Origin of the sequence: Methanoplanus sp. FWC-SCC4 (assembly GCF_032878975.1) — an archaeon.
In the GTDB taxonomy this organism is placed as follows: Archaea; Halobacteriota; Methanomicrobia; order Methanomicrobiales; family Methanomicrobiaceae; genus Methanochimaera; species Methanochimaera problematica.
This window is the reverse complement of the sequence record NZ_CP043875.1, coordinates 157,516-175,141: the sequence shown is the minus strand read 5'-3', so window position 1 is coordinate 175,141 and position 17,626 is coordinate 157,516. Positions and strand designations below refer to the sequence as shown.

Here is a 17,626-nt window from a genome sequence, read left to right as displayed (position 1 = left end):
CATATATTTTATAAAGCAAAAAAAAAAGATTATATTAATTCTGCCATCGTGACATTGCAGCTTATTATACCTGCTTCATCAAATGGAAGAACAGTTACCTCTTTTTCTTCCGTTATGGTTCTGTTATACATGACCATCACATCATAACTTCCAATCGGCATATATTCAAAAGTATAAGGTGTCTTTTTGCCTGTGTAACTTCCCCTAAGATAAATATTGCACCCTTCGGGCTCACTGTTTACAGACAAAACCCCGTACGGATATTCAGACAAAAGGAATCTCATCTCATAGTCGATTTCATCCTTTGAATCAACCATTACAAGCTCTTTTTTCTGAGGGTAATATCCATCCATTGAAACCTGAACCTGATGATGACCCTCTGAGAGAGTATCCAGGACAGCAGGGGTCTTCTCCCCGGTATCGTAACCGTTTACAAAAATATTCGCCCCTTCCGGCTTTGAATTAATACTAACCTTTCCAAAATTGCTGTTCCTTGTTACCCATACATCCTCCCCTTCTGAAAGGGTACCCGGATTATAGGAATAATATCTGCCCTCATCAAAAACAGTCACATATGTACCGGTGTTGTCGACTGTGAGCAGCTGGGGGAAACTGTATTCAGGATTTTTGTCACCTATCTTAAATTCCAAATTTCTGAAATCCTTTGATTTTAAGTTAACACTCACTTTTTTCCTGTACTTCTCTGGTTCAAGGTGAATTACCAGATTTTCAGCTTTAAACACACGGACGTCCTCTTCAACCGTTTTTGTTGAATCACCGGTTATTACAACACCAACTTTGTGAATACCCTCTTTTACCCCGTAAAACAGATGGGGAGTAAAATATCCGGAGTCTTTTCCGTCAAACTTTATCGGCAGATTTTCAGGATAGGATGTCACATAGACTGTCCCCGTCTTTTCTTCAGGCAAAAATTCCGGTATTTCTTCTCCGGAAAGGTTCAAAATCCCCGGATTATTTTCCTGAGTCTGAACGGGATTATTCAGATTGGCCGCCTGCTCCCCTGTATTATACCCCGGGGAAACTCTCTCATCCTTATTTTCAGGGTTTTCACCAAAAATCAGCGAATTTAAAAAGCCTATGAATCCTTCGACAATGCCACCTTCTTCACTGACGACAGGATCCGGGGATTTCCCATAATCTTTGTTATCAATAGCAGGTGTAGCTTTTAAGGATGACTCTGCAAAGGAAGCATTCCCTTCTTTTTGAGGAGTTTTCTTATCTGTCGGGATTTTTGTTTCCGGTTTACTAAAATCACCGGTTTTATCTCCTGCCTCATTATTACTAATCTCATCCACTTCTCCGGAATTCAGGTTTACGGAAATATGAGCCGTTTTATCAGCTTCAATGCTCACATTTCTGGAAACAGCCAAAAATCCCGGCTTTGAGACCGTTATAGTATGATTTCCAACCTCAATATTATCTAACTCACAATCCGTATGCCACAGGGTATCTGTCCCGTCAAGGAATATATCAGCGCCTTTGGGGACTGATTCAACAAAGCAGGAACTTTTTTCCAGGGTAAGATTGAAATTCTCTTCAGATACATATCCGCCTCTGATTGTTACCCATCTCTTATCAGTTCTTTCATAATTTTCAAGTTCAAGGTAAACACCGTAATCTCCTGTCGGGAGATCGGTAAAAGATGCATTTGTCACCTCTCCTGTGAAAGCACCATCAAGGAAGACCTTTGCACCTGCCGGTTCCGATGTAATATTCAGGTTCCCGACCTTTGGGAGATCCGGCTGTGAGTCGGAACCGCTGTCACCATAGTCTATTGCTCCGGATGAAGAACCGCTGCCTTCACCGCCCCCTCCGGTTCCCAGTTTTACCGTGTAGCCGCTCGGGGTGGGACCTGTAAGGGCATTGGTCCAGGAGATTCCCTTTCCCTGATTGGACTGTAAGTCATCACACCATCCGTAACTGTTAAACGAAATCAGGCCGTCATCAAGGTTTTCAACCGAATACTCAACCTTGATCATACCCTTGTTTTGCAGAACAGAGTTAATACCACTGCTTCTTCCAAGGTTTCCAACCTTTAAATCGACAAAGAAGAAGTAAAAAAGATCATCCCCATTTCCCATATCCTGCCCGAAGTATATCGGGTAATTCTTAGGAGAGTTTTCAATACCGGCTGCCTTCCACTTCTGAGGACCGTAAGAAAGAGAACTTAATCCATATGATTCATCAATTGCTCCTTCGACGTATCTTACAGCATCAATTGCAGGAGGCTTATTTATCGCTCCTGTCGGTTCCCACTGAAAACCGCTTGATTTAATTCTGATATTCATATCTTCAGGAAGAGATTCTTCCCCCGCCGGCTTTTTGATGGCAACCATCAAAATCATGTCATTGAAAAATCCTCTTCCACCGGTGTCGGAAATATAAAATGTTCCGGAGTTAGATGAGGTCGTTGTAACCTGCCCGTACTCCTCAGAGGTGCTTGTTGTAATATGGAGGGCATTTAATCCACCTCCGTCAAACTTTATATAATATCCTCCGGAGTTTGCCGTATCTATGTTTACATGATATGCATCGGGAAGGTTATTTGACGGAAGATCTGCTGCAGGTGCAGTCTGGATCCCAAATGAAATAATTATCAGTGCGACAATTATTTTTTTTAACAGGGTATTTTTCTTCATAGGCTCATACATGAAATCACTTCATCTGTTCAGGATTTACTTAATCTGTCTGAATGCCAACCCGGCTGTTTACCTAAAGAATATACTGTAAAATACATTATTCTGAATTTTTTAGCTGCTCCTCTCTTCACTACCTGCCGGATGGATTAAGTTTATAGTCAGTATTTATTTGTCACATTAACTAAAATAGTATTGAAATCTCATTTGTTAATTAAACTCAATTAACATAGTTTAAATTTGTTTATTTTTCACAAAAAAAAATGTATGAAAATTATGTATATTAGAACAAAAAAAACAGCAATAAAATCATTTTTTCCATAAACAGGAGGATTATGGACAGTCGGTTCCCTGCAACTACCATAACCCCTGCACTGCATTGCGTCACATACATTAGACGATCTGTTCATAACCGAGACTGTCATAGGAACAAATAATGAAAACATTTTGTCACTGTTTTTAATTATGGAATCCCTGTCAAACTCAAGGCCCCTTGAGCGCTGTGCATCCATAATGGCATGTAAATCCCCTGAAAGCGATGTGATAGATTTCAGTGCAAATCCAAGAGAAAATGAGAGCATACGGGGAATTTTCATTGCCTGAAGACTTTTTACAAAATCACTGTATGATGTTGTCATAATAAAAAGAAATGAAAAACCGCCAATTGCAAGAAGACGAACACCCATTGATGCAGCAAAATTCACACTCCCTTCAGTCACCCTCGGATGAAATATCCAGAAATCAGCAGAAAAAAACTCAGTACCGGAATGAAAAGAGCAAAAAAAGGCGTCAATTACGACAATGAAGATCATAAAAGGCAGAATGTACCGGAGTGCGCCGGCCCATTTTGAGAACAGACCTGAAATATATGCTGCAAACAAAACAACACCAAAAAGAAGAAGTGTCCGTAGAAGATTTGCATCAATAAGTACAGAAACGCTGAGTAAAATCAGGATTAAGAGTTTTGTCCGGGGGTCAAGTCTGTGTACAGGGGAATCTTTTTGAATATAGCAGATACCCTTCTTCATTTTTTTGTTTTTTTCGCCCGGTTTCTTAAAAAACATAGATATTTCCCATTTTCAGTTGTTGATACAGGAAATGCGGCCATTTTCACAGAAATATTTCCTGTCGGCACAGAAATCTGCAAACCTCATATCGTGTGTTATGATAATTATGCACTTACCCTCTTTTTTCATTGATATTAGAGTCTCTGCAAGTCTTTTTTTCAGTGGGAGATCAAGACCCAGCGTCGGCTCATCCATGATAACAACAGGCGCTTTCATAGTAAGGTGACTGGCAATTGCAACTCTTTGTTTCTCACCTACTGAGAGTTTCAGTGGTCTTGCACCTTTTCCAAGATGGGAAATTCCGACAAGCTCCATGACCTCATCAACTGACATACCGGTTTCCCGCTCATCAAACCCAAGGTTTTTTGGCCCGAAAGAAAGTTCTCTTTCAATAGTTTCCTCAAAAAGCTGCGAATCCGCATGCTGTGAGACAAGCGAGACATAGCGTGCAACTTCAGCAACGGTTTTCCCGCCAATATTTTCATCAAAAATGTAAACCTCTCCGGAATCAGGCTTTAAAAGACCATTGATGTGCTTCGCCAGAGTGCTTTTCCCCGAACCGTTCGCACCGCAGACTGCGACAATCTCGTACGGGTAAAATGATACATTCACACAACAGAGGGCATCACTACTGCTCCCCGGATAATGATAAGAAACATCTCTTAACACAACAGATGGTTTATTATCCTGTTTTCCAAAACTGACTCCGGCAAAACCGGGGCTGCTCACCCCGTAATTCTTTCCTGACTGCGTGGAAGGGAGATCATAGCCTCCGTCCATTTTTTCGATAATATCATCCGGACATGCACAGGCAGGGCCGTCATAAATTATCTGTCCTGAGTTTAATGCAACAAGCCGGTTTACGGATGATAAAGCCATATCAGCCCTGTGCTCTATAATAACTGTTGCAATCCGGCCGCTTTTTGAAATATCCCTGATTATGCCCAAAAGGTAAGATGCCGATTCAGAATCAAGGCCTGAGAAAGGCTCATCCATTAAAAGAATCTTCGGTTCCATTACAAGAACCGATGCAATAGCGACCTTCTGCATCTCACCCCATGACAGGGCGGTTGTCTCACGGCCGCGAAGGTGTGTTATCCCAAGGAGATTCGTAACCCTGGAGATACGTTTCTCAATATCTTCTGGAGGAATACCTGCCTGTTCAGGCCCAAAAGCAATCTCTGAATCCACCTCATTTGTTATTATCTGATAATCAGGATTCTGAAATACATAGCCCGAAACCCGGGATATCTCAGGCACGGAATGTACGGATGTGTCCATGCCGTTAATGAATACTTTCCCGGTCATTTTTCCCTTCCCGGAGTTGGGGATTAAGCCGTTAAGACATTTTATAAGAGTAGATTTCCCCGAACCGCTTGGCCCGGCAATTAAAACAGTTTCACCAGGGTAAATTTCAAGACTAATTCCCTGAAGTGCTTTTTTACCGGGAAATATGGATGAGGTGTATGAATAATCAAGCGAACAAACGCGGATTAACGGATCACCCTGTTTCATCTTCCCCGATAACCCCCGCAGTCATAAGTTTTCTTATAAGTAAGGCGGCAATCAGACCACCAAGTCCGCCAAATATAATATTTGAAACAGAACTCAGACCGATTCCAAGAATGATGAAGAATCCCTGAACACCAAGCAGAAGCTGGACAGAATAGTTAACAACCATTCTGAAGAGGTTTGCACATACTCCGGTAAGCACTGACACAAAGGGGTTTTCAAACCGATAAGAAAAGATATATCCACAAATATCAGTCGCAATCCCTATTGAGAGATATTCAAATATATCAAATACATGCAAAGCACCTATCCCAAAGAAGGAAGTGAGTATACCGGATATCAGACCCATATATGTTGCAGCACCGGGCTTTTTCACAATAGCAAGACCTAAAATCAGCGGGATCATCCAGAATATTCCCGAGTGTCCCGGTACATGGACAGGAAGTTTAAGAACAATCTTCAGTACAAATATCAAAGCACCGAGAAGAGATAATAGGGCAATCTCATACAGGGAAAAATAACCTTTTTTCATTCTCAGTTATCCTCCGGAACAAAAGATGTACCAATTTTTAGCTTAAAGTCATCAGGCTGGGCTTCATTTACGGCAAGAATAATCAGTATCTCCTCAAGCATACTGCCTCCCGTGTGTGTTATATAAAATTCACCGTACTGATCATCTGTTTCAATAACACTTCCTCTGATAATTTTAGGATCTTTGGTGATATGAACAGCATCGATTCCCCCGGACATAGGATCAAAGTGAAGGAAATATGAATATAATCCTGCTTTTTCCTCATCAACATGCAGACCTGCCGGAAGCACCGGATTGTTATTCGGCGATTTTAACGGCTGCGTAGGAGGCATTGAATCTCCCGGCTGAGCTGTCCCCCTGACAAAATACCCGTTTGCTCCATATCCCTCCTGCCTGTTTGTCCGGCATTTTGCATCATTGCCCTCAAAACCGATTATATGAAATGCAGCTGTTCCTGCAAGATTTTCAAAGGAGTAATTTACCAAAACAGAACCCCTTCTCTGAAAATACGGATTTCCACCATATGGTGTCACATTTGCCTTTATAAACATGAGATACCACATATCATCAGAACTTCCGTTTGGAGGGTTAATCATAAGGGGTTCTTTAAAAGGACGCCAGTGATTTGGCCCGTATGAAAAATCAGGTTTCTCATATACAGCTTTAATGCCGGTTTTATACACCTGCGTCAGTTTGTCGGGCGGATTTTCCATAAGCCACCCTTCGCCTCCAAACTGAACAGCAACCATCAGACCGGCAAAAACAATTACAATCGCAAATCCGATAGCAATTTTCTTTTCAAGCTGCATATTTTTTCTCTATCCTCTCTTTACGGCATGATATTCGCCGTCTATCTCTTCAACGAAAAGAACGGCCCTGCCGTCAACAGGACAGGGCTTTGCAGATTTGCCCTCGGCAATTATTATAAGACCATCGTTAACTCTTCTGCCATCCATTGTGTATACCACATCAATTCCTGCATCAAGAAGTGTCGAAACCTCGGCAGGGCCGGTCATCTCGCGTATTTTCCCAAGCATGAGGTAACGTCCGTCATTTAAGGTGCATGCAAGTCCCAGACCCGCCATTGTGCCAATGACACCGTCTTCAGTCCCTCCGAGTCCTTCAAGTCTGATCCCAAGATTCTTTGCAAGAGTGCGGGCTTTTTCCTGGTTCAAAACAACTCTCTGGGCATCACGTCCAAAGGATATCAGAGGTTCCTTAATGTCCTCTCTTCCGGCAACTGCAATACCGGGATCACTGCCATCTATGAAGTCATCAAGCATGACTTCCTTTGCGGTTTCAAATATCCATTCCTTTGCATCGTTTCCGGATGCCTCAATATGAATTACACCGCAGCTGTTATGCGATGTAAAAGGGATGTCCTCATGAACAAAAAGCTGATGCCGGGTTACTCCCTTTACCGGGTATTCTTTTGCAATTGCCGATGCCGCTGCACGGGCAAGTTTTCCGGTGCCCCGTGAGTCAAGGTTGTCAGTATCATCCATCGCAAGATAAATTGTCATTAATTTGCACTTCCGGTTTGATTTTATCGAATATGATTATTCTAATTCCTTTTTATTACTGATAATAATCTATATCCTTATTAAAAAAGTGTTACTAATTAAAGCAGATGTTAATTAAATTAAATTTACATGGTTAAATCCCATCGCCACTAAAACAATACATATTAGGTTTGAATAAGAAAATCTCAGTAATGAAATTCCCAAAATTTATTACAATTACTTTACTACTGACTGCTATAATCGGGTGTACAGCGGTTTCAGGTTACAACAGTTTCTATGATTCTGAATTTATTCAGGATGAAAAAGGAACTGATAATCCCCTTAATAACGCCGCGGTAATATCAGATGATAAACAGGATCCCCTGCCGATAAATATCACAGGGAATATTGCACCGGTTGAAAAAGAATTTGAGATAATTTTTAACATCGGTGAAAATACAGCTGATAATCCAGATGAAATCATCAGTGCAATAAAAAATGAAAGAGATTCTTTTGTAGGTGCGGGAAAGATTCTCAAAAAATGTGATATCGAAATATACAGTCTGATAACAGACTCTTTTCTGGCAAATCCCAAATATCTCGGGAGAAAGAACGGAATAAAAATTGTCCTGACAACACCTGAGGCAAAAGATGATCTTTCCAAAACATTATGGTGGTACGAAGAGGATGCATCCAATATAGTCCGCAATGTTTACGAGACAGCTCCCGGGAAAAATGCAGGATTTGTCGCAGTATATTACAAAACCGAAACACAGGATGAGCCTCTGGTCAGATTTTTGATCAATGCCGAGGATTTCTTAAAAATCAAAGGCACACTATCAGACGGGGCATATATAAAGTACAAAGGCTGGTCTGCGGCAGAGTTTCAGCAAAACAAAATAACCCTTCATTATGAAAGACCATTTGAAACAGTCGGGTTAGTTATTCCGGATGATGATTATTCAGAGAAATACAATGCTGATGATTATTTCTATAATTATGTTGATGAAAAATCACTCGAAATAATTACAAAGATTGACAGATTGCAGAAATCAGGAGAAATGAATGATTACTCAGCCGTTGCTGATTTTTCAGATGAAATTCTTAGAGAATGCAGGGAAATTCAGGAGGAGTTATCCAAAATGCCTCTTTCCGCGGGGGCACATAAAGTAAAAACCGATTTTAGTTCAGCAATTGACGATCTCTCTTCTGCGGCATCAGACTACTGGTACGGGATCACCAGATTTGATGAGGAAGTTCTCGATGAAGGTAACTTTTACCTTGGCAACTGTTTTGAAAAGATAAACTCAGTCAGGGATCAGACCGGCAAAGCCGGTTTTTGTTTAAAGGAAGTAAAGATTTCACCACAAAAGGTGTTTGAAGACAAAATGCCAATAAACACACCTTTTCACTATAAGGATGCAGGGAAATCAAACGACATTTCGATAAATGTGAAGGATTTCCGGAAAAGCAAATCAATAAAGATGAAGGAAGACAACAAATTTGAAATTTTATATCCGGATTACGGCAACCGCTATCTCGCAGTCGTTGTCGAGGTCACACACATGGGTTACCGCGGAGGAAGTCAGCAAAAAATAAAGACACCGCCTAAAACTGCGTACACACTAATATACGACAGCAATTCATACAAGGACAAAACACCGGACAAATATATGACAACCTTCGGAGTCCCGTATACCAGCAAGTGGCTTGACAGAACGGTAAAGTTTGAGTCCAGCCTTGTATTTGAGATCCCTGATGATTCAGAATTTGATCCTTCAAAGGCATTTATGGAGGTCGACCTTGGCAGTTACGGCAAAAAAGTGTGGTCTTTGGTACCGGAAGAAACAAACGGATAAAAACCTGAGATTATACTGTTTAATTAAAAAATAGTAAATTAAAATAATGATATCCTGAAAATAATTTTTTTTGCCTGTTTTCCCAATATGTAATAATAATTTCAAAAAAACTTAAAATATAAACGTTTTGCATAAAAGCACATCATTGTTGAGCCTAAAATGGTTATACTGTGCGCCTTTTGCACAATTAGGAGATTTGTGAAAATACAAGATATAAGGAAATTTTTTGAAAAAGATACCATATAATTATTATTTTTTACAATAGACTCTCAAAATTCAATATTTTTTTTATTTTATTTCTGAATCATTTAAATTATAAATTGCAGCTTTACTCAGAAATAACCCCTTTGTACCTCTTTTGTAAATCAAGTATAATTAACAAAGTTATAAGCGGAAACTTATATCGATCATATCACCATCATAAAAACTGTAAATTTCGTACTTTAGAGTTTCAACAGAAAATCAGAACCAAAAACAGTGATTACACATGAGAAAACAGAGTATTGACCATATAAAGCTTACGACATTGTTTGCTTTAATCTGCCTGCTGGCAGTTGCAGTTTTTGCATCCCCCGCAGCAGCAGAAACTACAACCTTGCCTTCGCACACAGACATTTATGTCGAAGCGGAGAACAGTATCGCATATGACAGTTATGGAAATCAGACCTATCACATATTATTCAAAAGTGAATTTCAGGGTCTGAATGCACTTCATGTCAGTGAAACTCCGGAATTCTCAAGAGATACCGAGAGTTTTATTCAGACTGGTAAAAAAGAGGGAACTTTCTTCCTGCCAACAGACGGTGGAAAAGGGTACTACGATGCACTTTTGCTGATGGTTGCAGTCAACGGAACAATCCCTGACGATTTCAGGCTTGACATCAACTCAAGCGGATACCAGTGGGAAGGAAATTCCGTTATAGAAGCAGCTCCTGTGTATGAAAACATATCATACAAATCAGGTGCATTAAAAGCATCATTTACAAAAGATAACTTCACATACGGACCGCAAATCTGGCGTCCTGCCGGATGTGCCAATTACCCGATATACAAAGGCCAGAACATGACAGACACTGAAAACACTTTCAGCCTGATGTTTATTGACCTTAATGTGGGTTCCATCAACAAAGAAAAATTCGATGCCAATGCAACGATTATTGACAACGGATTTGCAAAGGTTGAATACTCTTTTAGTAATCTCAACTCAGCTGCTGCAATTAGTGTCTATGGATACCGTAACGCTCTTAAAAACATAGAATGGACACAGGATGCAGATAAAGGCGGCATATTAATTTCACAGACAGTACCGCCCATCCCAGGTGAACCAATAGCCATATCTGTTGAGGTTGCTCCGGGAATCATTACTGTAAACCCCGGCAAAACACAGCAGTTTTCTGCAACTGTTTATGATCAGTACAATAAACCCATGAATAATGTGGAAATTTCATGGTCATTCACAAATCCTGCAATCGGAGAAATTAACGGGGAAGGACTTTTCACCTCCTCAGGAAAAGGCAGCGGAACTATTGTTGCCTCTGCCGGAGAAATAAAAGGAACAGCATCAGTAACAGTTGCAAATGAGATTGTGGATCCCGGTGCAATGTCTGAGGAAAACGGTCTTTATGTAAAAGTATCCAACGAAAACGGCGCCAGATATGACAAGTACGGAAATGACACCTACTTCATGCAGTTTGGCGGCGGTCTAAACGCAATGAAAATCACAGACGTTTCTGATGATGCAACACCAAAGATCATTAAAACAAATTCTACAACAGGAACATTTTATCTGACCGACACAGGCGGACAGGGAAGAAAGGACAACGCCATACTGCTCCTTGCAGTCAACGGAACAATTCCGGATGACTTTGAAGTGGAGATAACCGCAACCGGTTACAGGTGGACTGAAGCAGATGTATCAAATAGAACATTTGTAGGTGCAGCATACACTGAAACATTTGACAAGGACGACTTTTTATACACCCCACAGGGATGGAGACCTCCAAAAGTTAAAAACATCGCATTATACAGCGGGCAGGATATAAACACGGAAAATGACTACAAACTGATGTTTATTGATCTCTACACAGGCATTGTCGGATTCAACAATGATGACATCAACCACGGAATGCTCAAAGTTGACTACAGCTTTAATAAACTCGAAACCTTTGCCACATTCAACATTTACGGATGGCTTGCATCAAGCAACCAGGCACCCGGAATCATCGGATGGGCAAACAACGGTTTAAGCGGATGTTATGTAACAGGTGAAGTTCCGTATGTTGACTCTGTTGCAGTCACACCTTCAAATCCGGTGCTCAAAAAGGATACCACATATCAGTTTTCAGCATCTGCACTGAATTCAACATCAGGCAAAGTTTACAATACCGACTATGAATGGTCAGTAACAGACCCGACAGTCGGTACAGTTACTGATACAGGACTGTTTACAGCAGTAAAAGCCGGCACAACCGAACTCAGTGTCAGTGCAGGCGGCAAAACCTCACAAATTACAGTTAATGTAATCGAATCCGACCCTGTCCTTTCAGAAATTACACTCTCGCCTGAAAACAAGGCAATACGCCCCGGGAAAACAATTGAATTTTCAGCAAAGGGACTGACAGCAGAAGGATACGAGATCCCTTCAACAGAGTTCACATGGACAAGTTCAAACGCAACAGTCGGAGTTATTGACAAATCAGGACTTTTTACATCAGATAAGGAAGGAAAAACAACAATAACAGTTTCCTCAGGCGATATAACAAAAACAACAGAAGTAACAGTCAGTGAAAATGACATAGTTCCTTCAAGAATCGTTCTTATACCAGACACTGTTGAAGAACTCTATCAGGGAGACTTACAGCAATTCACGGTTACCGCATATGACGATGCGAATGTCATTATTGAAGATCCAAAATGTGAATGGTCTGTTTCTGATAACACCATAGGAACAATTGACAGTGACGGTCTCTTCACGGCATTAAAAACCGGAGATACAAGAATCACTATCACAATCAAAGGTGTTACAGCAGGTGCTGACATAACAGTCGGTGAATCATCAGACTGGACACTTACAGTAAACACAGAAGAACAGAAAATAATCACAAAGGATCAGTTCATATCACTCTCAAAGAATGAATCAGCATCATACACAGATTATACGGGAAAAATCTGGGAAGGTGTAAGCCTTAAAACCATAGTTGGTCTTGTGGATGACGAAGATGAAAATACCTTCAACACAGAACTTGCAGGTAAAGGTTACACAATAACAATCCCCGGAAAATACAGCCACAGAAAAGGAGACAGAGATACAACAGTAACTGTAAGAAGCACAGAACTTCTTGAAGCTAACAATCTCATTCTCGCATACAGACTCGACGGGAAGGAGATCAGGGAATTAGCAATATACGATTCACCTGCAGGACAAAAGATGACATACTGGCCTTTAAACTTCGTCGGCTCAAATCAGGAATGCCGCCGTGTCAGTGAAATTACAATAGACCTTCCAAAGATTGACGACATCGCAGTATCACCTGATGTTGCAGTGCTCCGTGCCGGTGAAAAACAGGATTTCAATGCAACAGTATATGACCAGTATGACAATGTAATGGATGTAACAGACATCACATGGTCAGTTGAAGACAACAGCATAGGAACAATTGACATAAAAACAGGTCTGTTTACATCATCAAAAGCAGGAAATACAAACATAACAGCCTCTAAAGATGCATTTTCCGGAAAAGCAATACTCAGAGTTGTCCCGGCAGACCACCAGCCCAAAACATGGTATGTTGATGCTTCAGGCAGCGGCGATTATGAAAACCTAACTGACGCAGTAAGCGCTGCATATGACTGGGATGTAATTGTTGTAAAACCCGGAACCTACACAGAAAACCTGGTTATCGATAAATTCCTGACAATTAAATCAGAAGATGACCCTGCTTTGGTGAACATAATTCCGGCAGATACACACATTGACACAATCACTGTATCAATTGATGATGTGAAAATATCAGGACTTAATGTATCAGCAGGCTACAGTTCCAAAGATTTCAGTACAAGAAACCATGCAGCCATAATGCTCAACGGTGTTTCAGGATGTGAAATTTCAGATAACATTGTCAATACAGGATGGTTTGGTATTGCATCAATTGGCGGCGGTTCAAACAACCTGCATGACAACACAGTGGAAAATTCAATTTACCACATATATCTTGAAGATTCATCAGAGAATTTGGTTTCTGACAACTATGTTTTCTCTAAATCATCATCAGGAACAGGAATTTATGCAAAATCAAACTCAGAAAAGAATGAAATTTCCAACAATAATGTAAAGGGCGGAACTAACGGTATCTGGTTCTCCTCAGCAAATAAAAATACAGCTGATAAAAACACAATTTCAGACGCAAGTACATCAGGATTCAGAATTGACAGCTCATCAGAGAGCATAATCACCAACAATTCAGTAAGCTGCAGAATGTATGCTTTCTACCTGAACAGTGCTGTAAACAATCTCCTTGAATCAAACACAATTACCGATTCTCAGAGAGTCTTTGGAATACTTGGTATTTCAACAGGAAACAGATTTATTAAAAATGATATTTCCCGGATATCCTATACCGCAATTTACATGGGAGGAGCTAAATCCACAGGAAACATCTTCTCAATGAACTCCTTCAATGTTCCGTCAGACAAAATCATATATGACAGGGATAATACCGCCCAGATATGGAAGGAAAACTCGCAGACATCATACAGTTACAATGGCCGGAATTTCAAAAATTTTGCTGGAAATTACTGGACAGGATATGAGGGTCAGGACCAGGACGGCAACGGAATAGGAGACACTCCGTTTACAATCAACGATGCAAACATAGATGAATACCCGCTTGTAAAACCACACAACAGATATGCTGATGAGATCATCGATGACGGTAAAAAGACAGAGAAAAAGGTCATCGATTCATCTAATGCAAATTTGACGAAGAAGGAAAACGGCAAAACAGAGGTCAGGGTAAAGAAAGGCAAAGCTGTTGTAACAAACGGAACTGAGATCGAAGTTCCGGGCAACGGTTTCAGACTTAAATTTGAGACTGACGAGCCTGTAACTGAAGAAGGAGACGAGATTACAGGAGAGGTAAGCGACATTGTTCTTGAAACAGCACCCGTTGACACCATGTTAAGCGATCTCGGACAGGTTTCCGGAGCGGTAGAGCTTGAATTAAACGGCATACCTGACGCAGCGGCCCTTGAGACAACAATTGAGAAGGGAGCTCCCGAGGAAGGTGCATCATTCCAGATTGCCGCAACAAATGCAGGTCTGAAAATAAAGGACGTTGCATACTCAATGAAGATTGTAAAAACCAATCTTAACAACGGAAGGGATATCAAATCCGCAAAGATCAACATGGTTGTTCCAAAATCATGGGTGGACGCAAACGGCGGAATTAATTCTGTAAGAATCATCCGTGTTTCGGAAGAGGGCACAAAAGAGGTCTTAGAGACAATCTACAAAGGAACCAACGGAGATAACCTGTTGTTTGAAGGTGTATCACCACACGGTCTTTCAACATTTGGTCTTGCAGCTGTAACTGCTGAAAACACCCCGTCACCGGACACAGGCAGTAGCAGCTCTTACACATCAGGAGGAAAGAGCTCACTTGGAATTGATTCTGCAGAAAAGATTATTGCAGGAGAAAAAGTCACTTTTGAACTGGATCAGTCAGCTGTAAGCTCAGTCTCGGTTCTTCCAAAAGAAGACCTTGCAAAGATAATGATTACAACTGAGAAAGGTAAAAAGCCGGACGGGGCAGACAATCCAGAAGAAGCAGTCTATCAGTATATTGTGATTAAAGACTACTACACCACTCCCGGGTCAATTGAAATGGCAACCATAAAATTCTCAGTACCGGAAACCTGGATGGACGATTGCAAAGCATCACCGGATAAAGTTAAACTCCTCATATACGACTCTTCAGAAGAAGAGTGGAGGGCTCTCTCAACTGTTTATGAGGATACTGAAAACGGAGTTCTGAATTACTACGCAGACACAGACAGATTCGGTTACTTTGCAATATTTGCAGAAGATTCTGTCATACCGGACACATCAAAAACAACCGAAGAAAAGTCAGTGAACAACCGGGACAAAGATGAAAACACTCCGGATACAAACACAAACAAAGATACCACAAAATCTAACAAAGCACCGCTTTTATCAGGATATCTTATGGTATTTGGAGTTATTGCAATGATTCTGTCTATTGCAATGGTTTCCAGAAGAAAATAAGGGATAATTCTTCCTTTATTCTTTTTAAAGACAAATATTGGATTATTCACCTGAAAATATGATGATAATTATTTTTCCGGATTATCAGGGTACATTTTTCTGCGCAGACCTTTTTGTTAATTTTCAGATTTTTGTCCAAAGATATTAATTACATATGGTTAACACATCTTGCAGATAAAATCTGAAAAAATTTCAAAAATTACTTCTAAAGACAATTTTAAGAAAAATAATGAGAAAAATTCAATTTTTTGTGGAACAGCAAACAAGATAGATAAGAGAGAACAATTTTACTATTAGCTTATAATTCAGGAACCGGTAATATGATTTCCAACAGCAATGAAGAAAATGCGGCAGATTATTCTAAGGATTTAAAAAAGCTTGAAAATGAGATTAAAAAGGTAATCATCGGACAGGAGGAGGTAATTGACTCGGTGATAATATCTCTTGCGGCAGGTGGCCACGTCCTTTTGGAAGGTGTTCCCGGAATTGCAAAAACCCTTCTGATAAAGACGCTTTCAGAGTCAATAGGATCTTCCTTTGCAAGAATCCAGTTCACCCCCGATCTCCTTCCGGCAGACATTACAGGCACCAAAATATACCAGCAGAAAACCGGAGGCTTTGAAACGATAAAGGGGCCTGTTTTCAGCAACATTGTCCTTGCAGATGAGATAAACCGGGCACCCCCAAAAGTTCAGTCAGCACTTTTAGAGGCAATGCAGGAGAAACAGGTCACAATCCAGGGAGAAACATACCGCCTTGACACTCCGTTTTTTGTTCTGGCCACACAAAACCCGATTGAGTCGGAGGGAACATACCCTCTGCCCGAAGCACAGACTGACAGGTTTATGCTAAAAATTCTGATGGATTACCCGTGTGTTGAAGATGAAATGAAAATAATCAGGAGGTTTACCGGCACAGCACCCCCGGTTCCCGAACAGATCATTTCAAAAGAGCGGATTCTTGAAATTCAACAGTTTGTCAGATCAATATATACCGATGAGACTGTTGACAGATATGTGGCTGAAATTGTTGATGCAACAAGACACCCTGAAAAGTACGGGCTGGATCTAAAGGATTACATTCAAAACGGTGCTTCTCCAAGGGCATCAATAAACCTCATACTCTGTTCCAAGGCAGCGGCACTTACAGACGGAAGAGTTCACTCAACACCTGATGATGTCAGGAAGGTTGCTCATGATGTTTTAAGACACAGAATCCTGTTAAATTATGAGGCACATGCCGACAGGATTACACCTGACAATATAATAGACAGTATTCTCTCAAAGGTGACTGTCCCGTGAACAAATCCAAAAGCTGCATGTTATCAGGAATATCAGGACTCTCAGTGAATGAATGTATCAGGAAAATACAGCAAATTGAGATTAAAACAAAAAAACTTTCCACAGGTCCTTATGCAGGAAAACACCTCTCAATATTCAGCGGGAGAGGCATTGATTTTACAGACATCAGGGAATATGTTCCCGGGGATGATGTAAGGTCTATTGACTGGAAGACAACAGCCCGTTTTCAGACACCATACCTCCGCCTCTTTTCAGAGGACCGGGACCAGACATTTTACCTTTTAATTGACAGGTCCGGATCACAGATTTTTGGGAGGGAAAAAAGCAAGGATGAAAAAATGCTTGAGATATCCGCCTCAATCATTTTTTCCTCAGAGGCCCACAGGGATGCAACAGGACTATGCATGTTCACAGAGACAGTTGAGAAGTTCATCCCTGCAGGAAAAGGCAGGAACCACTCGGTAAACCTTCTGAATGCAATAATTAAACACAATCCCGAATATCCGGGTACAGATATTGCACAGGCTCTCCGATATATGTACAACACCCTCAAAAGAAGATCGGTAATTATAGTAATCTCAGATTTCGAAGGGGATAATTTTGAAAAAGAGCTTTCCATTCTTTCAAAAAAACATGAGGTGTATTCATTAACTATCTCTGACATGAGGGAAGAAATACTGCCCGATATAGGCTTAATCCGGTTGCAGGACTCTGAAACAGGCGAAATAGTCATTGCGGACACTTCTGATCCTGTTTTTTGCCGGAACTATTCTGAAATCGTTTTAAAAGAAAATCAGGAAAAGGAGAAAATTCTCCGCCGTTGCAATGTAAAAACTCTTTTTATAAAAACAGAAGAAGAATGTGAATCAAAATCACGGTATTTTTTCTCAGGAAAAGGGGAGGTCTGCTAAAA

The 17,626-nt window shown here is 40.7% G+C and carries 10 protein-coding genes; 4 read left to right on the top strand and 6 right to left on the bottom strand.

The genetic code is table 11. From position 1 onward, the window contains the following. Window positions 1-29: 29 nt before the first annotated feature. The 6 genes from F1737_RS00800 to F1737_RS00775 all read right to left on the bottom strand — a co-directional run bounded on the left by F1737_RS00800 (window position 30) and on the right by F1737_RS00775 (window position 7,291). Window positions 30-2,660 carry a PEGA domain-containing protein gene (locus F1737_RS00800; protein ID WP_317136887.1) on the bottom strand — a complete coding sequence of 877 codons (2,631 nt, stop codon included), beginning with the start codon at window positions 2,658-2,660 and terminating at the stop codon, window positions 30-32. 248 nt (window positions 2,661-2,908) lie between these two features. Beyond that, on the bottom strand, window positions 2,909-3,721 hold the full coding sequence (locus F1737_RS00795; RefSeq protein WP_317136886.1) for an energy-coupling factor transporter transmembrane component T family protein: 813 nt from the start codon (window positions 3,719-3,721) through the stop codon (window positions 2,909-2,911). Window positions 3,722-3,736: 15 nt separating this feature from the next. Continuing rightward, window positions 3,737-5,239: an ABC transporter ATP-binding protein gene (locus tag F1737_RS00790; protein ID WP_317136885.1), complete on the bottom strand. Its 1,503-nt coding sequence runs from the start codon at window positions 5,237-5,239 to the stop codon at window positions 3,737-3,739. Continuing rightward, window positions 5,226-5,768 carry an ECF transporter S component gene (locus tag F1737_RS00785; protein ID WP_317136884.1) on the bottom strand — a complete coding sequence of 181 codons (543 nt, stop codon included), beginning with the start codon at window positions 5,766-5,768 and terminating at the stop codon, window positions 5,226-5,228. The genes F1737_RS00790 and F1737_RS00785 overlap by 14 nt, the downstream gene beginning before the upstream one ends. 2 nt (window positions 5,769-5,770) lie before the next feature. Beyond that, window positions 5,771-6,577 carry a hypothetical protein gene (locus F1737_RS00780; RefSeq protein WP_317136883.1) on the bottom strand — a complete coding sequence of 269 codons (807 nt, stop codon included), beginning with the start codon at window positions 6,575-6,577 and terminating at the stop codon, window positions 5,771-5,773. 9 nt (window positions 6,578-6,586) lie between these two features. Further along, a complete protein-coding gene (locus F1737_RS00775; RefSeq protein ID WP_317136882.1) occupies window positions 6,587-7,291 on the bottom strand; it encodes an ABC transporter substrate-binding protein in 705 nt (234 codons plus the stop codon). Between the two features lie 191 nt (window positions 7,292-7,482). Between F1737_RS00775 and F1737_RS00770 the strand changes: the two genes are divergently transcribed. The 4 genes from F1737_RS00770 (at window position 7,483) to F1737_RS00755 (ending at window position 17,624) form a co-directional block, all read left to right on the top strand. Continuing rightward, entirely contained in the window at window positions 7,483-9,129 is a 1,647-nt protein-coding gene (locus F1737_RS00770) for a hypothetical protein (RefSeq protein WP_317136881.1), read from the top strand. A 487-nt stretch (window positions 9,130-9,616) separates the two neighbouring features. After that, window positions 9,617-15,412, top strand: coding sequence for an Ig-like domain-containing protein (locus F1737_RS00765; RefSeq protein ID WP_317136880.1), 5,796 nt, complete (start codon window positions 9,617-9,619; stop codon window positions 15,410-15,412). A gap of 320 nt (window positions 15,413-15,732) precedes the next feature. After that, window positions 15,733-16,713, top strand: coding sequence for an AAA family ATPase (locus tag F1737_RS00760; protein ID WP_317136879.1), 981 nt, complete (start codon window positions 15,733-15,735; stop codon window positions 16,711-16,713). Next, the gene (locus tag F1737_RS00755; protein ID WP_317136878.1) at window positions 16,710-17,624 is read left to right on the top strand and encodes a DUF58 domain-containing protein; all 915 of its coding nucleotides are present in this window, start codon (window positions 16,710-16,712) and stop codon (window positions 17,622-17,624) included. The genes F1737_RS00760 and F1737_RS00755 overlap by 4 nt, the downstream gene beginning before the upstream one ends. The last annotated feature ends 2 nt before the right edge of the window (window positions 17,625-17,626 follow it).